Origin of the sequence: Pseudomonas sp. NPDC089752 (assembly GCF_044748725.1) — a bacterium.
In the GTDB taxonomy this organism is placed as follows: domain Bacteria; phylum Pseudomonadota; class Gammaproteobacteria; order Pseudomonadales; family Pseudomonadaceae; genus Aquipseudomonas.
In genome coordinates, this window is record NZ_JBIVGP010000010.1 from 192,006 (window position 1) to 212,132 (window position 20,127).

14 protein-coding genes are annotated in these 20,127 nt (G+C 65.1%); 9 read left to right on the forward strand and 5 right to left on the reverse strand.

What is annotated here, in order from left to right; all coding sequences use genetic code 11:
• Positions 1 to 9 precede the first annotated feature (9 nt).
• The 3 genes from ACIPZF_RS18500 to ACIPZF_RS18510 are packed head-to-tail and all read right to left on the reverse strand — an operon-like array spanning position 10 to position 4,090.
• Positions 10 to 480 carry a curlin gene (locus ACIPZF_RS18500; RefSeq protein WP_400801886.1) on the reverse strand — a complete coding sequence of 157 codons (471 nt, stop codon included), beginning with the start codon at positions 478 to 480 and terminating at the stop codon, positions 10 to 12.
• 17 nt (positions 481 to 497) lie between these two features.
• A complete protein-coding gene (locus ACIPZF_RS18505; protein WP_400801888.1) occupies positions 498 to 2,729 on the reverse strand; it encodes an Ig-like domain-containing protein in 2,232 nt (743 codons plus the stop codon).
• Between the two features lie 32 nt (positions 2,730 to 2,761).
• Positions 2,762 to 4,090, reverse strand: a complete 1,329-nt coding sequence (locus ACIPZF_RS18510) for a hypothetical protein (RefSeq protein WP_400801890.1) — start codon at positions 4,088 to 4,090, stop codon at positions 2,762 to 2,764.
• Between the two features lie 588 nt (positions 4,091 to 4,678).
• On the opposite strand from ACIPZF_RS18510, the gene ACIPZF_RS18515 reads away from it, so the two are divergent.
• From ACIPZF_RS18515 to ACIPZF_RS18530, 4 genes are read left to right on the forward strand one after another with little or no spacing between them, the layout of a single operon-like run.
• Positions 4,679 to 6,589, forward strand: a complete 1,911-nt coding sequence (locus ACIPZF_RS18515) for a sigma-54-dependent Fis family transcriptional regulator (RefSeq protein WP_400801892.1) — start codon at positions 4,679 to 4,681, stop codon at positions 6,587 to 6,589.
• 1 nt (position 6,590) lies between these two features.
• Positions 6,591 to 8,324: an ABC transporter ATP-binding protein gene (locus tag ACIPZF_RS18520; protein WP_400801894.1), complete on the forward strand. Its 1,734-nt coding sequence runs from the start codon at positions 6,591 to 6,593 to the stop codon at positions 8,322 to 8,324.
• Complete coding sequence (locus tag ACIPZF_RS18525; protein ID WP_400801896.1) at positions 8,314 to 8,991, forward strand: S8 family serine peptidase; 678 nt, start codon at positions 8,314 to 8,316, stop codon at positions 8,989 to 8,991. The genes ACIPZF_RS18520 and ACIPZF_RS18525 overlap by 11 nt, the downstream gene beginning before the upstream one ends.
• Entirely contained in the window at positions 8,984 to 10,264 is a 1,281-nt protein-coding gene (locus tag ACIPZF_RS18530; protein ID WP_400801897.1) for an NAD(P)/FAD-dependent oxidoreductase, read from the forward strand. Before ACIPZF_RS18525 ends, ACIPZF_RS18530 begins: the two co-directional genes overlap by 8 nt.
• Before the next feature lie 35 nt (positions 10,265 to 10,299).
• On the opposite strand, the gene ACIPZF_RS18535 is transcribed toward ACIPZF_RS18530, so the two are convergent.
• Both ACIPZF_RS18535 and ACIPZF_RS18540 read right to left on the reverse strand, forming a co-directional pair.
• Positions 10,300 to 11,613, reverse strand: coding sequence for a hypothetical protein (locus tag ACIPZF_RS18535; protein ID WP_400801899.1), 1,314 nt, complete (start codon positions 11,611 to 11,613; stop codon positions 10,300 to 10,302).
• A 156-nt stretch (positions 11,614 to 11,769) separates the two neighbouring features.
• A complete protein-coding gene (locus ACIPZF_RS18540; RefSeq protein WP_400801900.1) occupies positions 11,770 to 13,263 on the reverse strand; it encodes an aldehyde dehydrogenase family protein in 1,494 nt (497 codons plus the stop codon).
• 479 nt (positions 13,264 to 13,742) lie between these two features.
• Between ACIPZF_RS18540 and peaA the strand changes: the two genes are divergently transcribed.
• From peaA to ACIPZF_RS18565, 5 genes are all read left to right on the forward strand, one after another.
• Positions 13,743 to 15,308, forward strand: coding sequence for a quinohemoprotein amine dehydrogenase subunit alpha (peaA, locus tag ACIPZF_RS18545; protein ID WP_400801902.1), 1,566 nt, complete (start codon positions 13,743 to 13,745; stop codon positions 15,306 to 15,308).
• Between the two features lie 50 nt (positions 15,309 to 15,358).
• A complete protein-coding gene (gene peaB, locus ACIPZF_RS18550; RefSeq protein ID WP_400801904.1) occupies positions 15,359 to 16,789 on the forward strand; it encodes a quinohemoprotein amine dehydrogenase maturation protein in 1,431 nt (476 codons plus the stop codon).
• A gap of 1 nt (position 16,790) precedes the next feature.
• Entirely contained in the window at positions 16,791 to 17,114 is a 324-nt protein-coding gene (qhpC, locus tag ACIPZF_RS18555) for a quinohemoprotein amine dehydrogenase subunit gamma (RefSeq protein ID WP_008091708.1), read from the forward strand.
• A gap of 32 nt (positions 17,115 to 17,146) precedes the next feature.
• Positions 17,147 to 18,268, forward strand: coding sequence for a quinohemoprotein amine dehydrogenase subunit beta (gene peaD / locus ACIPZF_RS18560; protein ID WP_400801905.1), 1,122 nt, complete (start codon positions 17,147 to 17,149; stop codon positions 18,266 to 18,268).
• A gap of 112 nt (positions 18,269 to 18,380) precedes the next feature.
• Positions 18,381 to 20,063 (forward strand): fatty acid CoA ligase family protein, encoded by a 1,683-nt coding sequence (locus tag ACIPZF_RS18565; RefSeq protein WP_400801907.1) that lies wholly within the window; start codon positions 18,381 to 18,383, stop codon positions 20,061 to 20,063.
• The last annotated feature ends 64 nt before the right edge of the window (positions 20,064 to 20,127 follow it).

Consider the following 20,127-nt stretch of genomic DNA (forward strand, 5'->3'; position numbering starts at 1 on the left):
CCTCCAGGTCTATCGGTATTGAGTGATCTGCACATGCTGGCCAGTGCCGGCTTGGGTCACGGAGCTGTTCAGGCCCGAGCCGGCTTGCACGATGCTGGCGCTGTTGTCGTTGCCGACCTGCTCGATGCTGGCGTTGTTGCTGGTGCCGCTCTGGCGGATCGACGCGCTGTTGCCATTTCCCTGTTGGCGGATACTGGCCATCAGGTCACTACCTTCTTGCAGGATGTACGCTTCTTGCGCGCCCCCGGCCTGGACGATACGGCCCAGCAGGGCCTGGCCGTTCTGGTCGAGGGCGGCGCGGTTGCCCGAGCCCTGCTGTTCGATCAGCGCCACCTGGCCGGCACCGGCCGGCAGCAGGCGGATGATCACCGGGTCACCGAGGTCGCTGCCGGCGGCAAGGTCGGCGTTGTCCATCAGGTCGTCGGCCTGTGCCTGGCTGGCGAGGGCCAGGCACAGCAGCAGCGGATACCGGCATTTCATGGCGTTCTCCCCCAGCTTCACTGCACGTTTACGTTGACGGTGCGGCTGGTGCCTTGGCTGGTGGTGATGGTCGCCGTCGGTGCCGCTGTCGGGATCATCGTGGTGCTGTTGCCCACCGCCAGGCGCCAACGGCCAGTCAGCGGTACCGTGGTGGTGCCCAGCGTCTGCACGCCGGTGGTGGTGGTCACGCGCACGGTGATGGTGTTGCCGGTGGTCGCCGAGGACGTACCGCTGATGTCCCAGTTGAAGCGGTTGTTGGAACGGGCCTGGACGGTCGCTGCGGTAACAGCGAAGTTTTCGGCGGCGGGGCGTGGCGATACGTTGACCGTGACGGTGCCGGGGTTGGACAGCGCACCGAGCGAGTCACGCACCTGGAAGGTGAACGTCGTGCTGAACGCCGTGGTGACCGTGGCCGGTGGGGTGTAGGTCACCGTGCTGCCGTCGGTGCTGACCGTACCGCGGCCGGCAGGGGGTTGGGTGACCGCGGCGATGACCAGTGGGGTATTGCCCTCCGGATCCGCAGCGCCCGCCAGCGCGTTGACGGTCAGTGGCACGCCCAACGTGGCGACGGTCTGGGCTGCTACGGTGGGGGGCTGGTTGGGCGCAACGTTGATGGTCACAGTCGCCGGTGTCGACTTCAGGCCTTTGGCGTCCACTGCCTGGTAGGTGAAGGTGGCCACCAGAGGTTGCGTAGCACCTGCAGGCGGGGTGTAGGTCACCGAGGTGGTGCCGTTGAGTACGACGCCGCCCAGGCCAGTGCCGGGCTGGGTGAGGTCGCTGATGGTCAGCGGCACATCGCCGTCTGGGTCGCTGTCGTTCTGCAGCAGGTTGAGCGTCAGCGGTACACCGACGCTGGTGCTGCCGTTGTCGGCTTGCGCCAATGGCGGCTGGTTGGCGGCTTCGACCGGCGCATTGCCGACCACGATCACCGGCTCCTCATCGCTGCCACCGTGGGACGATTTGATGGTGACGCTAGCCGGCGGTTGGGCCAGGTCGTTGACGGTCAGGCTCTGCAGGGTGCCGGATTTGGACATCCGGCCATAGCCCTGTGCCAGCAGGTCGGGAATCACCACCTCATCGCTGGAGCGCGCCTCGATCACCAGGCGTTTGTTGGCCCAGTCATAGCGGGCAGTGCTGACCTTGACCACGTCGGTCAGCTTGCTCGACAACGCGGTCGGGCGGGTGCCGCCGGTGGTCGCGCTGGCCGTGACCACCACTACCGATGGCGGCGCGGCCTGGCCGAGCTGTTGGCTGAAGAACAAGCCGTTGTTATCCGACAGCAGGCTGAACTGGCAAGGAGAGGGCGGTGTACCGACCAGTGCCAGGCCATTGCGCAGACACACGCTGGCATCGTTGGGTGCCTTGGCGAAGACCTCGACACGGGTGCCGGCTCCATTGCGCGAGTAGGTGGCGCGCTCCAGGGTGACTGGCGTTTGTGCGCGCTGGTCGAGGACCTTGCCCGATACGGTGAACACGTTGGTCTGGATGGCCCCGGGCGGGCCTTCGATGCGCACGAAGTTGGTGTTGAATGGGCTGCCGGTCACCGCTTCGGTGAGGTTCGGGTCGCCTACGAATGTCTCGCTGGCACCGGTGTCCGGATTGACCTCGGTGTACGGACCGCCGACCCCGCGCAGCCATGGGCCGAGGTTGCCATTGAGCGCACCGCTGAAATTACCGGGGGCGCCGATGCCGATATCGCGGGTGATGTTGATTGCCCGGCGGCCGGCGGTGGTCACGTTGACCGTTTCCACCCCGTATGGGTGAGTGATGGTGTAGGTGCCGGTACGTGGCACCGAGGCGCGGATGCGGATACGGGCGAAGCTTTGCTGGTCGCCATCTACCGGGTTTTCTTCGGCGAACGCGGCTTCCAGGCCAGCTACATAGACTTCCAGCTCATAGCCGCTGTTGCCTACCTGGGGGATTTCGGTTTCGGCCAGGAACCAGAACATCTCTGGCGGCCAGTTGTCCGGGAACACCAACGGCAGCGCGTCGTCATACACGCCCGGCTCCGGCAGCAGGGTGCACATGTAGGCCGGCGCACCCGGCGCGCCAGGTGCCCGGGAACTGGTGGCGCGGGACTGGCACAGTTCCAGGGACAGGTCGTTGGCGTCCTTGTACCACATGGGGTAGCCACCCGTGGCAAAGGTATAGGGCCCAGGGTCGACGTCGGACAGCGCGGCCCAGGCCGCGCTGCTGACAGTAAGGGAGAAACCGGCGGCCAACAGCGCGCGGCGTTGCCAAGTGTTCATGCTGCCTCCTTGAAGGCGGAGCCTTTGTCTGTTCATGGCACCAGCACCACGTCTTCGCTGTCGCTACCGCCGTTGGCGCTGATGACTTGCACCTTGGCCGGAGGCAGGGGCGACAGAGAGGTGTTGAGGGTTTTCACCGCACCGTTACCGGCCAGGTTGCCGATGAACGTGCCATTGCCGGTGCGGGCGCTGAGCACCGGCGGGCTGGTTTCGTCACTGGTGCTGGCCACCAGGGTCAGCTGGCCGCTGGCCAGGCTGAATTCGGCGCGGCTGATGGTGACCAGGTCGGTGAGTGGCAGATTGGCGGTGCTCGCACTGCTGGTGGGGATCGCCACGCTGTTGTCAGCGTTGAGCACCAGGGTGGCCGGCAGGATCGGGTTGAGCACCGATTGGGCATACCAGGCGCCGGTACCGTTGGCTTCGGTGAGGCTGAGGTTCGGCGTCTGGCTGGTCAGGGTGACGCTGGCCGGCGGCGGTGGGGCCATGACGAACACATCCTGCTGGGCACGCAGGTCACCATTCTCGGTGTGCCGGGAGTAGGTGCTGCGCAGTGGCATCAGCGGGGTGGGCCGGGCGACGTCGGAAAGCTTGCCGGAGATCGCGAACAGTTCGGTGCGCAGGTCGATGCCGCCAGGGCCTTCGATACGCACGTAGTTGGTGTTGAACGGGCTGCCGGTGACGCGCTCTTCCAGGTTGGGGTCGCCGATGAAGCGTTCGCTGCCCTCGGTGTAGGGGCCGTTGACGCTGCGCAGGAACGGCCCGACATCGCCCTTGAGTGCGCCGCTGAAGTCGCCAGCGCCGGCAATGCCGATGTCGCGGGTCATGTTGATCGCCCGGCGGCCGGCGGCGGGCACGTCGAACACGTCGACGCCGTAGGGGTGGGTGACCACGTAGGTGCCTGCGGTCGGTACATCGACGCGGATCCGCACCCGGGCGAAGCTCACCTGGTCGCCTTCGACCGGCTCTTCTGCGGCGAATGCCGCTTCGATCGCCGTGCCGTAGCTCAGGTCGATGCCGCGGGCGGCGTCGACGATGGCGGCGTCAGCGGTGAACCAGAAGGCTTCGTCGGGGAAGTTGCTGGGAAAGACGATCGGCTGGGTGTCGTCGAACACGCCGGGGGTCGGCAGCAGTGTGCACATGTAGGCCGGTGCACCGGGGGCGCCAGCGACGCGAGAGCTGACTGCCTTGGTCAGGCACAGGTCCAGGGTTCGGCCATGGGAATCCTGGTACCAGGCGGCAAAGCCGCCGTTGGCGGGGTTGTAGGGACCGGTGTCGACGGCGTACAGCGCTGCCTGGGCCGGTAGCTGGAGCAGGCTGGCGAAGATCGCCACGGCCAGCCGGGTGGGTTTCGGTCGGTGCATGAGTCTATTCCTCCTGCAAACGGGCCCATGGACTTGGGGCGTCTGGGAGGGGAGGGGCAACAGGCGTGCCAAGTGTCGGGAAATGGGCTGGAGGGCTTGTGGGGCTTGGGTTTTAGGCTTCGGCTCGGGGGCTTGCGCGGTGCGCGGATGGGGGGTGGTCCCCAGGGTTGGGGGTGGGATTGGTGGTGGGGCGGGGGGCCTGTCTTGGGATTTTCAGCGCTCTTGAGATCGAGCGCCGCCCGCGCGGCGCATCGCGGATGAATCCGCTCCTACCGTCCACCTCAGGCCAATTATGCCTGTGGCATCTCCGCTGTCCGCCTTGTGTGACCGACTCAATATCAAGTCAGGCACCAAGGCTGGCTATGGAGATGCCACTGACAAGACTGGCCGGAGGTGGACGGTAGGAGCGGATTCATCCGCGATGCGCCGCGCGGGCGGCGCTCGATCTCTAGAGCGCCAAAAAACCCAAGGCGAGCACCCAGCCCCAACGCAATCTCCCTAATGACGCCCAGAAAATTCTCCCGCACACTGCAAAAAAATCCCAAGCCCGTAACCCCCACCGTGAGGGGGTCACAGCCGGAGCAAAAAATGGCGCGACAACAACAACCAAACGCCCAAGACCCACTGCACGAATCCCGCCAGGCCCGGCTCAAGCTGGCCAGCGAAGGCGAGCTGCCCCTGGGCATGCTGCGCGACGAAATCGACGCTTCCTGGCGGCGCAGCCTGGGCCATGGCCTGGATTGCCTGCAAGGCGAACAGGTCGGCCTGGGCCTGCAACACGGCCACGACCTGCGTGCGTTGCTGGAACACAACCGGCTGCTGGTCGATGCCGTCACCCCCGAGCTGGACTACCTGGTCGCACGCCAAGGCAAGGCCGGCATCATCATCCTCGGCGACGCCCAGGCCAACGTGCTGGCCATCGAAGGGCAGACCCACGTCCTCGAACGCGAAGGTCTGCGCGACCTGCACCCCGGCAGCTGCTGGAGCGAGTCGCTGCGCGGTACCAACGCCATCGGCACGGCGGTGGTGGAAGGGCGGCCGACCCTGATCAACTGCGGCGAGCATTACCTCGACCGGCTCAGCCCTTTCGCCTGCACCTCGGTGCCGCTGCGCGACCCCAATGGCGAGGTGATCGGCGTACTCGACATCACCCGCGAAGGCAACCTGGCCCAGCCGCAGGACAGCCTGACCATGCTGATGCTGGCGGCCGGCAATATCGAAAGCCGACTCTTCGGCCTGTGCCACCCCGAGCACCTGGTGCTGGCCTTCCACAGCCGCCCGCAATACCTCAACAGCGCCTGGCACGGCTTGCTTGCGCTGAGTCTGGACGGTGAAGTGCTGGCCGCCAACGACAACGCCTGCCAGCTGTTGCAGATGCCGCGCCAGAGCCTGATCGGGCGGCGCAGCAGTGACCTGCTGGGCGAGCGTTCGCCGGCCTTCATCGCACGCCTGTGGCAGGGCGGCGTGAGCAGCGTGCAGACCGCCAAGGGCGAGTTCTTCTTCCGTGCGCTGCAGCTGCCGCGCCATGGCCAGTTGAACGGCAACGCGGCGCCGAGCAAGCCGACGCTGGCCAACAAGTCACCGGCCTTGGACGCCCTCGCCGGGGGTGATGCACGCCTGGCGCGCAACCTGCGCATGGCCCGCCAGGGCCTGGGCAATGGCCTGCCGGTGTTGCTGCTGGGCGAGACCGGTACCGGCAAGGAAGTGGTGGCGCGGGCCTTGCACCAAGCCAGTCCACGGGCAGACAAACCCTTCATTGCGGTCAACTGCGCGGCCATTCCCGAGGGGCTGATCGAGTCGGAACTGTTTGGATACCGCGAGGGTGCATTTACCGGCTCGCGCCGTGGTGGCATGGTCGGGCGGCTGATGCAGGCTCACGGCGGCACGCTGTTCCTCGACGAGATCGGCGACATGCCGCTGGCCCTGCAGGCGCGCCTTTTGCGGGTGCTGCAGGAGCGTCGGGTGGCGCCGCTAGGGGCTGCCGACGAGCAGGACATCGATGTGGCGCTGATCTGCGCCACCCACCGCGACCTCAAGCGCCTGGTGCAAGAGCAGCACTTTCGTGAAGACTTGTATTACCGGGTCAACGGCGTCTCGTTGCGCCTGCCAGCCCTGCGCGAACGCGACGACCTGACGACCATCATCCAGGGCCTGCTGGACAAGGCCGGGGCCAAGGGCGTGAGCCTCGACCCGGCGCTGGCCGCATTGCTCGAAGGTTTCGACTGGCCAGGCAACATCCGTCAACTGGAGATGGTCGTGCGCACGGCCCTGGCCATGCGCGAGGACGGCGAACAACACCTGACCCTGGACCACCTGACCGACTGCCTGCTCGATGAACTGGCCAGCGGCACGGCGCCTTCCGGCAGCCTGAAGGACAACGAGCTGGAGCTGATCCGCGAAGCCCTGGCCCGCCATCAGGGCAATGTCTCGGCCGCCGCCGAAGCGCTGGGGATCAGCCGGGCGACGCTGTACCGCAAGCTCAAGCAGTTGCGGAGCTGATATGGGCGGCTTGTTCGCAAGGCTGGTAGAAACCAGCGACCCAGTACTCATGCGCCAGGCGCTGGCCTGGCTGTACGGTTTCGTCCGCCCGCAGCGGCGGGCCATCGGCGTGCTGCTGGGCTTGTCCCTGGGCGCTTCGCTCCTGGCCCTGGCGCAACCCTGGTTGGTCAAGACGTTGATCGACGAAGGCCTGTTGGCCAAGGATTACCAGACGCTCTGGCACATGGCCGCGATCATGATCGTCGCCGGCCTGCTCGGCACCGTGCTGGCGGGCGTCAACCGCTACCTGCACACGCGGCTCTCCGGGCGCATCCTGTTTGCCCTGCGCGACGACCTTTACCGCCATCTGCAGCAGTTGTCGCCAACGTTTTATGGGCGGCGGCGCACGGGCGATATCCTGTCGCGGCTGGATGGCGACGTTGCGGAGATTCAACGCTTTGCCGTGGACTCGCTGTTCTCCGCAGTGTCGGCGGTGATCGGCCTGGTGGGCGCGGTGGCGTTGATGTTGCTGCTGTCGTGGCAGTTGTCGCTGTTGCTGGCGATGCTGATCCCGATCGAGGTGCTGTGGCTGCGTTGGATGCGGCGCAAGGTCGAGCGCGAAGTGCGCAGCTTGCGCGAACGTTCGGCGGACGTGTCGTCGTTCCTGGTGGAGACGCTGCCCGCGATGAAGTTCATCCAGGCCGCCGGCCAGCAAGGCCGCGAGGCCGGGCGCCTGGACCAGCTGGGGCAGGGCTATATGCGCCAGTTGCTCAAGGTGCAGGTCACCGAGTTCTTCACCCAGGCGATTCCGGGCACGCTGACGTCGTGGTGCCGAGCGTGTGCGTTTCTGGTCGGTGGCTGGTGGGTGATCCAGGGGACCTGGCAACTGGGCGCTCTGATCGCGTTTTCCACTTACATGGGCATGGCCGTTGGCCCGGTACAAAGCCTGCTGGGGCTTTATGTCGCGGTGCAGCGGATGGCCGTCAGCCTGGGCCGGGTGATGGAGCTGAAGCAGGAGCCCGTGGCTGTGCGCGAAGCAAAGTCGCCCCGGCCGATGCCGCAAGGCCCAGGAGAGCTGCGCCTTGAAGGGGTGCACTTTGCCCACGACGGCCGCCAAGGCGCGGTGTTGGAGGATGTGCATGCCTGCGTGCCAGGCGGCTTGAAAGTCGCCATCAGCGGGGCCTCCGGTGTTGGAAAATCGACCCTGATCGACCTGTTGCAACGCTTCTATGATCCGGATGCCGGGCGCATCCTGCTCGATGGCGTTGATTTGCGCGAACTTGACCTTGCTGCGCTGCGCCAGCGAATCGCCGTGGTCAGCCAGGATATCGTGCTGTTCCGTGGCACCCTGGCGCAGAACCTCGCCTACGGCGCGCCGCAGGCCAGCCGTGCGGAGCTTGAGCGGGTGGTGCGACTGGCGCAGTTGGATACCTTGGTCGACAGCCTGCCGCTGGGCCTGGATGGCCTGCTCGGTGAGCGTGGCCAGCAGCTTTCCGGCGGGCAGAAGCAACGCATCGCCATCGCCCGCGCCGTGCTGCAGGCCCCGTCGATCCTGGTACTGGACGAGGCCACCTCGGCGGTCGACGAAGCCACGGAGCGCGAGGTGATAGCTGCCATCGACCACTTGTTTGCGGGTCGCACTCGCATCCTGATCAGCCACCGTGCTTCAACCCTGGCCGATGCCGACCTGCGCCTGCACCTGCAGGGCGGGCTACTGCGCGAACTGCCGCAGGAGGCCACTCAACATGGCCAATGAACTGCGGGTTGGCATGATTGACAGTGGCTACTCTCCCGAACAGGCCCAGTGGGTGGTAGCGGCGCGGCGCTTCTGGTTGGAAGACGGCGTATTGCGTGAGGGCGAACCTGAGCCCGATAGCCTTGGCCATGGCAGTGCCGTGCTGGCTCGCCTGCAACAGGAAGCGGGCCAGGTGACGCTGCTGGTGGCCCAGGTATTCAGCGGGCAGGGCAGCACCAGTGCCTTGCAGGTTGCCGCTGCGCTGTTGTGGCTGGCCGAGCAGGGCGCAACGGTGATCAACCTCAGTCTCGGTATCCAGCAAGATCGTCCAGTGTTACGCCAGGCTTGCGCTGAGGTACAAGCGGCTGGCGTACTGCTTTGTGCGTCGAGCCCAGCGCGGGGTAATGCGGTGTACCCGGCCGCTTATCCTGATGTCATCCGCATTACTGGCGATGCCCGTTGTGCATCCGGGCAGTGGTCGTGGCTGAACAGTGCCCAGGCCGATTTTGGCGGCTATGTGGGAGAACGCAGCATGGCCGGTGCCAGCCTGGGTTGCGCTGCGCTGACCGGGCGGATTGCGGCCCTGCTGCAGCAGCATCCCTCCCTTGAGCGCGAGCAGGTCCTGACCTGGCTGCAGGCCCACGCGACTTTCGTCGGCCCTGAGCGGCGAGGTGCGCGTGATGCCTGAGCCACAGATTCTTGTGTTGGGGGCCGGACCTGCCGGAGCCGCCACCGCAATTGGCCTGCGTCGGCTCGGCTATCCGGTGACGGTGGTCTCCGACTGGCGACGTTTCGCGGCCGTGGAAGGGGTATCGCAACGGGTACTGGAAGGTCTGCGCCACGCCGGACTGGGGGCTGCCTTGGGTGAAGCGGCGATGCCGGCGACCCGTCAGGTGCGCTGGAACGGCGAACACCTGCTGATGAACCAGGAATTTCTGCTCGACCGGCAACGCTTCGATCGCGCCTTGCGCGCTGACCTTGAGCGAGCGGGGGTGACGCTGATCGAGGGGCGTATCCGTGAAGTGGCGAAACAGGTACGCCTGGACGATGGGCAAGTCCTGCAAGCCGACTTTATGATTGAAGCGCGTGGGCGCCAGGCACCTCTGGCACCTGATCGACTGCGTGGGCCAGAGACGGTCAGCCTGCTCAATCACTGGCAAGGAGACCCCGGCACACCGGCTTCAGCGGTGGAAAGCCTGGACGACGGCTGGGCCTGGATGGCCAGGTTGGGCGATGGGCGCTGTTATTGGCAGATAACCCTGAATGCCGAAGGCGTACCGGGTAAAGCCGAACTGCCGGAATACTGCGCAGCACGTCGACGTGAGTCAGCGTTAGTGGCTGAGTTGTTCGACGCGCGCGCATTGGAGCCTGCGCAGGTGCATGCCCGCAGCAGTACGGCAATCCTTGCCGGGGATTGCGTGGGGGACGACTGGATACGGGTGGGCGATGCGGCCATGGCGGTTGACCCACTTTCGGGGAACGGCATTTTCCAGTCGCTGTCGTCAGCGCTGCTGGCGCCCGTGGTGATAAACACCTTGCTGCGTCGGCCCGAGCGAGCAGCGTTGGCGCGGCAATTTCATCAGCAGCGTGTCGAGCAGTTGTTCATGCGCTTTGCGCGCATTGGGCGGGATTTCTATGGTCAGGAGCAGGCTCGCGCAGGGCAACCGTTCTGGGCGCGGCGGCGAGAATGGCCGGATGCACAGCCATTGCATCTGGCGGCGGATTGGCGGGCGGTGCGGGTAGAGCGCAGGCCTGTGTTGCGGGAGGGGTGGGTGGATGAGGCCGACGTGGTGGTGACGGCGGATCAACCCTTGGGCGTTTGGCATTTGCAAGGGGTCGAGCTGGCGCCGGTGGTGCAGGCAGTGCAGTCGGGGCAGGGGTTGGAGGCGACCATGATCGGCCTTTCTGCTAACGACCAGCTGAGGCTGCGGCGCTGGCTGGCAGAGCAGGGCTGCCCCTGAAAACAGGGGGCCGCAGGGCGGCCCCGGTATGCCGATCAGAAGAAGGTCCCGACCACCAGCTGCAGGTAGGTCCCGGTATCCCGGCTGCCCATCTGCGTCCCGCCATTGGCCACACTGCGCTCCGGCTTGTAGAACCCCACCAACGGGCTGATCAGCAGATGCTCATTGACCATCCATTCCACATACAGGTCCAGCTCACGCCCACCGAGGTTACCTTGGTCGGTGTCGAGGGTATCGAAATCGAAGTACAACGCCCCCACCGTCAGGTTGTCCCGGGGCTTGCCCTTGAGCGCCACGTGATGCACCTGACTGTTGCTGTTGAACGGCCCGGCATAGTTGGCCGCGACTTCTCCCTGGAACCAGGTGCCGTAGCCTCGGCTCAGGCCATAGAACAACGGGTCGAAATCCTCTGAAAAGCGGCTGAAGCGGTAGGTGGCGGTGGGCATCCAGGGCAGTGCCGAGAAGGTCCAGTTAGCTTCCAGGTACCAGGCGTCTTCGCGCCCGCCAGTGCGGTCCTGGGTGACGTATTCCCCGGCCAGTTCCAGGTCTTTCACCCCAAGATTGCCGCGCCCACGCAGGCTGACCGTGTCCATGCCATCGCGGTGTTCCAGGCCCATGATCTGCGCGTAGCGCTGGTCGACGTCCAGGCCGCGGATCCAGCTGAGGCCAACGCTACCGGCGTCAGCGACATGCTCGATGTTGGTCACCGCCAGCGATGTGTCAGCTTGATAGTGGTTATCGGATTTGAGCCACATCACGTCGCCACGCCAGCCTTGCTTACCGCCCAGGCGCAGTACGGCAGTGCGGTCGAAAGCCTTGCGTGCGGCCAGGTAATAGGCGCCGCCGCGGTCGAAATTGGCGCCCAGGTCGACCTTGCCCAGGTTGACCGGGTCGCCCTGGATCAGGAAGCCGTCACCCAGGGTCACCACCTGACGGCCGCCGGAGATGTCCACGCCGTCCTCGCCCAACGCGGGGAACAGATTGGCCGAACGCCAGCCCAGGTACAGGTCTTCGATGGCTGTACGGCGTTCGTCGCCGAGGGTCAGGCCGGCGGCATCGCCATCGCCCCAGGTGGCCGAACTCAGCAGGTTGAAAGCGCCATACAGCGCGCCGTTGTCGGCAAGCGCCTGGCTGCCGCTGAGGCCGTACTTGACGTAGCCCTCGCGCCAGTTGCTGCTGCCCGGCTGGCGGTTGCCGGCCTGGTTGTAGCTCTCGTCGCTGTGGAAGACACCGAACAGGGCTTCGAGGTCGGCGCTCAAGGTGGTGCCGTTGTGATTGTAGAGTTCGTGGGCTTGGCTGAGCGGGGTGGCAAGCAGTAGGGCCAGTGTGCAGGCGAGCGAGTGCCTCATGGTGTGCTCCATGTTTTTTGTTGTTGTTTTTGAGTTGGCTGTTCCGGCCTCTTCGCGGGGCCAGCCCGCTCCCACAGGTGTTGTGCTGATCTGAGGTGCAGCATAGGACTTGTGGGAGCGGGCTCGCCCCGCGAAGAGGCCAGCGCAGATTAAGGATCAGAGCTTAATCAGCACCGATTTGAGTTCGGTGTAATGCTCGATCGCCGCCGCGCCCATCTCGCGGCCAACGCCGGACATCTTGTAGCCCCCGAACGGCAGGGCCGGGTCCAGAGCGCTGTGGCAGTTCACCCACACCGAGCCCGACTTGATACGTGGGATCATGCGGTGCACGGCGGCCAGGTCGTTCGACCAGATACTGGCGCCCAGGCCATAGGGGTTGTCGTTGGCCATGCCGATCACCTCGTCGAGGTCATCGAACGGCATCGCCACCAGCACCGGCCCGAAGATCTCCTCCTGCACCAGGCGATTGCGTTGGTCGACGTCGACGATCACCGTCGGCTTGACGAAATAACCCGGCCCAAAGCCTTCGCCGCCACAGGCAATGGTCGCCCCCAGTTCGCGGCCCAGCTCGATGTAGCCGGTGACGCGGTCCTGCTGCTTGGCCGAGATCAGCGGCCCCATCTGCACGGCGGGGTCCAGGCCGCTGCCAAGCTTCATGCCGTTGGCGATACCGGCGATGTCTGCGACCACGTTGTCGAAGTGCTTGCGGTGCACGTACAGCCGGGAGCCGGCGCAGCACACCTGGCCCTGGTTGAAGAAGATCGCCGTGGCGGCGCCGGCGGCGGCCTCCTGCAGGTTGGCGTCGGGCAGGACGATGGTCGGCGACTTGCCGCCCAGCTCCAGGGTGACCCGGGTCATGTTGTCCATCGCCGCCTTGCCGATCAGCTTGCCGACCTCGGTGGAACCGGTAAAGGTCAGCTTGTCCACGCCGGGGTGGCGGCTCAGCGCCGCGCCAGCGCTTATGCCGGTGCCGGTGATCACATTGAACACGCCGGCCGGGTAGCCGGCCTCATCCACCAGTTCGGCGAGCTTGAGCGCGGTCAGCGGAGTTTCGTCGGCGGGTTTGAGCACCACGGTGCAGCCAGTGGCCAGGGCCGGGCCGAGCTTCCAGCAAGCCAGCAGCAGCGGGAAGTTCCAGGCGACGATGGCGCCCACTACACCGACAGCCTCCCGGCGCACGAAACCATGGAACTGGTCATTGGGCATCAACGGCATCGAGGCTTCGACGGTGCTACCTTCGATCTTGGTGGCCCAGCCGGCCATGTAGCGCAAGAAGTCGATGGCCAGCTGCACGTCCATGACCTTGGCCACGACGGCGCTCTTGCCGTTGTTCAGGCATTCCAGCTCGGCCAGTTGCTGCGCGTCGCGCTCCATCAGGTCGGCCAGGCGCCACAGCAAATTCTGCCGTTCGCGTGGGCGCACGCGGCTCCACGGCGAGTCGTCGAAGGCCTGGCGGGCGGCGCGTACGGCGCGGTCGACGTCTTCCAGGTCGGCGGCGGGCACTTCGCCGAGCACGTCACCCGTGGCCGGGTTGCGGAACGACAGGGTGCGGCCGCTGGCGGCGTCCTGCCAGTCGGCGCCGATGCGCATCTTCAGCTTGCGCTCCAGGAAGGCGCGGGTGGCGGGCAGGATGGGCAGGTCGGAAAGCATGGGGCTGTGCCTCTTGTCATTGGATGTGGCGGGCATTGGCGCAATGCTCGTGCCAAGCTGACCAAAAGAGTCCAAGGTCTTGACTGCATTGGGTTTTGCTCTGATGCAAGGATGCAATTGCAGCGCTGCGCTGTTGCACATTGAGACGCTGTGAGACGGTGATTGAAACAGTGCCTGTACTGGCCTCTTCGCGGGCAAGCCCGCTCCCACAGGGTCACCACATTGCCCTGTGGGAGCGGGCTTGCCCGCGAAGAGGCCTGAGGAGTTGGCGCTGTCTCAAGATGAAACACCCTGTCGCGAAATGGCACGCTCCAACGCTATCTCGACAGCCAGCCGTAGGCCTGTCAAATTCACTAAAAAGCTGAAATACAACAACTTTCAAGCATGTGGCACAGTTTCTGTATCGCAACTGTCACATGCACACCTGCTGTACCAAAGCGTGCGAAAACCATAAGAACAACAACCGTGGAGGTCTGACCTTGAAGACGACTCGACTCCGGCGGCATGCGGGCAAGCTGGCGCTGATCGCCGCCGCACTGCTGGGCACCCAGGCCATGGCGGCCGAGCAGGGCCCGAGCCTGTTGCAGAACAAGTGCATGGGGTGCCATATCCCCGAGGGCAACGACAGCTACAGCCGCATCAGCCATCAGCGCAAAACCCCCGAAGGCTGGCTGATGAGCATCGCCCGCATGCAGATCATGCACGGCCTGCAGATCAGCGACGACGACCGCCGCACCCTGGTGAAGTACCTGGCCGACAAGCAGGGCCTGGCGCCGAGTGAAACCGAAGGTGTGCGTTACGCCATGGAACGCCGGCTCAACACCGTCGAGCACTTCGATCCGTTGATTGGCGAAACCTGTGGCCGCTGCCACTCGGGTGCCCGCGTCGCCCTGCAGCGCCGCCCGGCAAAGGAATGGGAACATCTGGTCAACTTCCACCTCAGCCAGTGGCCATCGCTGGAGTACCAGGCCCAGGCGCGTGACCGCGACTGGCTGGACATCGCCCTCAAGCAAGTGGTGCCGGAACTGGGCAAGCGCTACCCGCTGGAAGACGCCGCCTGGGCCGACTGGCAGAAAGTCAAACCCAAGGCCGAGACGCTGCCGGGGCAATGGTCGTTCAGCGGCCACATGCTGGCCAAAGGCGATGTGCGCGGGGTGATGACGGTCAGCCCCGACCAGGGCGATACCTTCAAGGTCGAGGTCAAGGGTGCCTACGCCGACGGCACGGCCTTCAATGGCACGGGCTCGGCGATTCTCTACAACGGCTACGAGTGGCGTGGCAACGTCAAGGTCGGCGATGCCAACCTGCGTCAGGTGTTCGCTGCGCTGGATGGCGAGATGAAGGGCCGTATGTTCGAGGCCGAGCATGATGAGCGCGGGCTGGACTTCACAGCGGTGAAAGCAGGCACGCCACGACTGTTGGCGGTGCAGCCTGCCTTCATCAAAGCGGGCGGTGGAAGCGAGATCACCCTGGTCGGCAGTGACCTGAGCGGCAAACCTGACCTGGGCGAAGGTGTAGAGGTGACCGAAGTATTGGAGCAGACCCCAACCCTGGTACGGGTCAAGGCGCGCGCAGCGGCCGATGCCAAGCCTGGCCAGCGTCAAGTCGCGGTCGGTGCGCTGAAGGGCGTCAATCTCGCCGTATACGACAAGGTCGAGGAAGTGAAGGTGATACCCGCATTCTCCATCGCCCGTATCGGCGAAAACGGCGCTTCGGTACCGAAGGTGCAGGGGCGCTTCGAGGCCGAAGCCTGGGGCAAGGACGCCAGCGGCCAACCGCTGCGCATCGGCTACCTGCCAGCCACGTGGCAGGTCGAGCCGTTCAACGAACGGGCGGTCGAGGACGAAGACGTCAAATTCGCCGGGCAGATGCAGGCCGACGGTGTGTTCGTGCCGGGCGGCGCAGGACCGAACCCGGCGCGCAAGATGATGACCAACAACGCCGGCAACCTGAAAGTCATCGCCACCCTGGCTGACGGCGGCCAGCGTGGCGAGGGGCACATGATCGTCACCGTACAGCGCTGGAACAACCCGCCCTTGCCATAGGGGCCGGTTCGCAGACGCGTCAACCAACGGATCGATTATCAGGAGTCATCATGGGCGCACTACTGAACCTGGTCGAACGCAACCTGCACGAAGTGCAGGTCGATGCCGACCGCATGCTGTTCCATATCCCCAGCAGCTCGCTGTTCACCGCCGACGCGGTGACCGGGGGCATCATCGACACCCTGCGCCAGCAAGGCTGCTCCGCCGAGGAGCTGATGCAGCGCCTCGGCCAGCAGTTCGCCGGCAACGATATCCAGGAAACCCTGCACGAGCTGATTGCGCTGGAACTGGTCAGCGACGGTTCGCCGCTGACCCCGGAAATCGCCCTCAAGCAGGTCGAGCGGACCGCGTTGAACACCGTGGTGCTCAACGTCAACACCGGCTGCAACCTCAGCTGCACCTACTGCTACAAGGAAGACCTGGACAAACCGTCCGCCGGCAAGAAGATGAGCACCGCCACCGCTGAAGCGTCGGTCGAGATGCTGCTCAAGGAATCGCCCGATGAAGAACGCTACAGCGTGGTGTTCTTCGGTGGCGAGCCGTTGTCCAACCGGCCGTTGATCGAGCATATGGTCGCCTACTGCGAGCGGCGCTTCGCCGAGGCCGGCAAGCAGGTGGAATTCATCATGACCACCAACGCCACGCTGCTCACCGAAGACACCATCGACTGGCTCAACGCCCACCGCTTCGGCCTGTCGGTGAGCATCGACGGGCCCAAGACCGTGCACGACCGCAACCGCATCACCGTGGGCGGGCAGGGCACCTATGACGTGGTGCGGCGCAAGGCGCAGATGCTGCTGTCGCGTTATACCAGCCGCCCGGTGGGCGCGCGCGTGACCCTCACCCGCGGCATCACCGACGTCGAGACCATCTGGAACCACCTGTTCAACGAGCTGGGCTTTGCCGAAGTCGGCTTTGCGCCGGTGACGTCTGGCGACATGGCCGATTTCAACCTGACCGGCGAAGAACTGATCGAGGTCTTCGCCAACATGAAGGCCCTCGGCCGGCGCTACCTGGAGGCGGCGCTGGAGCACCGCAACATCGGCTTCTCCAACCTGCACCAGCTGATCACCGACATCCACGAGGGCCACAAGAAAGCCCTGCCTTGCGGCGCCGGGCTGAAGATGCTGGCGGTGGACCACGAGGGCGAGCTGAACCTGTGCCACCGCTTCACCGGTTCCAGCCTGCCGACCTTCGGCAACGTCCACCAGGGCGTGAAGCAGGCGCAGCTCAACGACTTCCTGTCCCAACGCCTGGACCGCAGCAACACCGGCTGCGACAGCTGCCGCATCCGCAACCTGTGCTCCGGCGGCTGCTACCACGAAAGCTACGCACGTTACGGTGACCCTCAGCACCCGACCTACCACTACTGCGAGCTGATGCGTGACTGGGTCGACTTCGGCATCGAGGTCTACAGCCGCATCATGGCCGCCAACCCGGCCTTCATCGACCGCTACATCACCCCGCGGAAGGCGCATTGACATGAAGCACTTGAAGCCCCTGAACAACAAGGCGCGCATCCTTGAACAGGCCGCCGCCGAAGACCGTGTCGAAGAAGTCATGGCCATGAGCGCGGTGGCTGGCTGCACTGCAACCACCGACCCGGGTTGGGAAGTCGACGCCTTTGGCGGCGTCAGTTCGCTGTGCCAGCCGATGGAAGCCGACCTGTACGGCTGCTCCGACCCGTGCTGGTGGCCGGCCCAGGTGCCGGACATGATGAGCACTTACCAGGACTGGAACGCCCAGGCGACCAACTCCCAGGACGACTGGCGCAACCTCGGCACCGTGTTCCCGAAAGACAAGTGACCGGCCCAACAAGAATGACAAGGGGAAACCGCATGAAACCTGGACTCTGCGCGCAACTCGCGCTCACCGTCGCCGCCACGGCCTGCGCCTGGGCGGTACAGGCCGATGACACCGGGCCGGCGCTTACGGCCGGCAAGGAATACCTGATCGCCACCAACTACCCGAACAACCTGCACGTGGTGGATGTCGCCAGCGACACGCTGTACAAGAGCTGCCGCCTGCCCGACGCGTTCGGCCCCGGCACCGCGATGATGGCGCCGGACAACCGCACCGCGTATGTGCTCAACAACCACTATGCCGACATCTACGGCATCGACCTCGACAGCTGCAAGACCACCTTCCACGCCAACCTGTCCAGCGTGCCGGGCGAGGTCGGCAAGTCGATGTACTCGTTCGCCATCAGCCCGGATGGCAAAGAGGTGTACGCCACGGTCAACCCCAGCCAGCGCCTGAACGACCACTACGTGGTCAAGCCGCCGCGCCTGGAAGTGTTCCGCACGGCCGATGGTGTCGATGCCAAGCCGGTACGCACCTTCCCGATGCCGCGTCAGGTCTACCTGATGCGCGCCGCCGACGACGGCAGCCTGTTCGTCGCAGGGCCGGATATCTACAAGATGGACGTCAACACCGGCAAGTACGAGGTCGCCTTGCCGCTGCGCAGCTGGAACCGCAAAGGCTACAGCGCGCCGGATGTGCTGTACTTCTGGCCGCACCAGAGCCCCCGCCATGAATTCTCGATGCTCTATACCATCGCCAAGTTCAAGGACGAGAAACAGGACCCCAACACCGCCGAGCTGCTGTATGGCTACCTGAGCGTCGACCTGAAAACCGGCAAGACCCACACCCAGGAGTTCGGCGACCTGACCGAGCTGTACTTCACCGGCCTGCGCTCGCCGAAGGACCCGAACCAGATCTACGGCGTGCTCAACCGCCTGGCCAAGTACGACATCAAGCAGCGCAAGCTGCTCAAGGCGGCTAACCTTGAGCACACTTACTACTGCGTGACCTTCGACAAGAAGGGCGACAAGTTGTACCTGGGCGGCACCTTCAACGACCTGGCGGTGTTCGACCCGCAGACGCTGGAGAAAGTGAAGAACATCAAGTTGCCGGGTGGGGACATGTCGACCACTACGCCGCAGGTGTTTGTCCGCTAGATCGGTGTTGGCCGCATCGCGGATGAATCCGCTCCTACCGGAGATCCCGTAGGAGCGGATTCATCCGCGATGACGCCAATTCAAACACCACAAAAACAACAAGAGAACACCCATGCCCCAGCCAAGCCACTCCCAAGGCGACCCGACCAAGCCCTTGCTCACCCACTGCATCGGCGACGCCTTCGACACCACCGTCGCCCGCTTCCCCGACCGCGAAGCCCTGGTCGTGCACCACCAGGCCCTGCGCTACACCTGGCGGCAACTGGCCGACGCCGTCGACCAGCACGCCCGCGCCCTCATGGCTCTGGGCGTGCAACCGGGTGATCGGCTGGGCATCTGGGCACCCAACTGCGCCGAGTGGTGCATCACCCAGTTCGCCAGCGCCAAGGTCGGCGCGATCCTGGTCAACATCAACCCCGCGTACCGCTCAAACGAACTGGACTACGCCCTGGGCCAGGCAGGTTGCCGCTGGGTCATCTGCGCCGACGCGTTCAAGACCTCGGATTACCACGCCATGCTGCTGGGCCTCATACCGGCCTTGGCGAATGGCCAACCCGGCGCCTTGAGCTGCGAGCGATTCCCCAAGCTGCGCGGTGTAGTGAGCCTTGCCGCCGCGCCACCGCCTGGCTTCCTTCCCTGGCACGACTTGCAATCCCGTGCCGCTGCGGTCAGTGCTCAAGCGCTGGCCGAGCGCCAGGCACAGTTGCAACCCGGCGACCCGATCAACATCCAGTACACCTCCGGCACCACCGGTTTCCCCAAGGGCGCCACGCTCAGCCACAGCAACATCCTCAACAATGGCTACATGGTCGGCGAAAGCCTCGGCCTGACCGAGCACGACCGCCTCGTGGTGCCGGTGCCGCTGTACCACTGTTTCGGCATGGTCATGGCCAACCTCGGCTGCATGACCCACGGCAGCACCTTGATCTACCCCAATGACGCTTTCGACCCGCTGGCCACCCTGCGCGCCGTTGCTGAAGAGAAGGCCACTGCATTGTACGGCGTGCCCACCATGTTCATCGCCGAACTGGACCACCCGCAGCGCGGCGACTTCGACCTGTCGAGCCTGCGCACCGGAATCATGGCCGGTGCGACCTGCCCGATCGAAGTGATGCGCCGGGTGATCGACGAGATGCACATGGCCGAAGTGCAGATCGCCTATGGCATGACCGAAACCAGCCCGGTTTCGCTGCAGACTGGGCCCGACGACGACCTGGAACGCCGCGTGACCAGCGTCGGCCGCACCCAGCCACGGCTGGAAAACAAAGTGATCGATGCCGACGGCAACACCCTGCCGCGAGGCGAGATCGGCGAGCTGTGTACCCGTGGCTACAGCGTGATGCTGGGCTACTGGAACAACCCCAAGGCCACTGCCGAAAGCATCGATGCCGAGGGCTGGATGCACACCGGTGACCTGGCGGTGATGGACGAGGAGGGGTATGTGCGCATCGTCGGGCGCAGCAAGGACATGATCATCCGCGGTGGCGAGAACATCTATCCAAGGGAACTGGAGGAGTTCTTCTTCACCCACCCGGCCGTGGCCGATGTGCAGGTGATCGGCGTGCCGTGCAGCAAGTATGGTGAGGAGATTGTCGCCTGGGTGCGCTTGCATCCGGGGCATGCGGTCAGCGAGGAAGAATTGCGCGAGTGGGCGAGGGCGCGCATCGCGCATTTCAAGGTGCCCCGGTATTTCCGTTTCGTCGATGAATTCCCGATGACAGTGACCGGCAAGGTGCAGAAGTTTCGCATGCGCGAGATCAGCGTTGAAATGCTTGCTCGACAAGCCAGTGGCTAGTACCTCCCATCGGGAATGGCTGCCAGGCGCCCTCATTGCAGTGAACGTGCGTCAATTGCCGTTC

What these genes read in the sequence shown, in the direction of transcription:
- qhpC (WP_008091708.1), top strand. Translation starts at nt 16,791, where the DNA reads ATGAAGCACTTGAAGCCCCTGAACAACAAGGCGCGCATCCTTGAACAG.
- ACIPZF_RS18515 (WP_400801892.1), top strand. Translation starts at nt 4,679, where the DNA reads ATGGCGCGACAACAACAACCAAACGCCCAAGACCCACTGCACGAATCC.
- ACIPZF_RS18535 (WP_400801899.1), bottom strand. Translation starts at nt 11,613, where the DNA reads ATGAGGCACTCGCTCGCCTGCACACTGGCCCTACTGCTTGCCACCCCG.
- ACIPZF_RS18540 (WP_400801900.1), bottom strand. Translation starts at nt 13,263, where the DNA reads ATGCTTTCCGACCTGCCCATCCTGCCCGCCACCCGCGCCTTCCTGGAG.
- ACIPZF_RS18530 (WP_400801897.1), top strand. Translation starts at nt 8,984, where the DNA reads ATGCCTGAGCCACAGATTCTTGTGTTGGGGGCCGGACCTGCCGGAGCC.
- peaB (WP_400801904.1), top strand. Translation starts at nt 15,359, where the DNA reads ATGGGCGCACTACTGAACCTGGTCGAACGCAACCTGCACGAAGTGCAG.
- ACIPZF_RS18565 (WP_400801907.1), top strand. Translation starts at nt 18,381, where the DNA reads ATGCCCCAGCCAAGCCACTCCCAAGGCGACCCGACCAAGCCCTTGCTC.
- peaD (WP_400801905.1), top strand. Translation starts at nt 17,147, where the DNA reads ATGAAACCTGGACTCTGCGCGCAACTCGCGCTCACCGTCGCCGCCACG.
- ACIPZF_RS18520 (WP_400801894.1), top strand. Translation starts at nt 6,591, where the DNA reads ATGGGCGGCTTGTTCGCAAGGCTGGTAGAAACCAGCGACCCAGTACTC.
- ACIPZF_RS18525 (WP_400801896.1), top strand. Translation starts at nt 8,314, where the DNA reads ATGGCCAATGAACTGCGGGTTGGCATGATTGACAGTGGCTACTCTCCC.
- ACIPZF_RS18500 (WP_400801886.1), bottom strand. Translation starts at nt 480, where the DNA reads ATGAAATGCCGGTATCCGCTGCTGCTGTGCCTGGCCCTCGCCAGCCAG.
- ACIPZF_RS18510 (WP_400801890.1), bottom strand. Translation starts at nt 4,090, where the DNA reads ATGCACCGACCGAAACCCACCCGGCTGGCCGTGGCGATCTTCGCCAGC.
- ACIPZF_RS18505 (WP_400801888.1), bottom strand. Translation starts at nt 2,729, where the DNA reads ATGAACACTTGGCAACGCCGCGCGCTGTTGGCCGCCGGTTTCTCCCTT.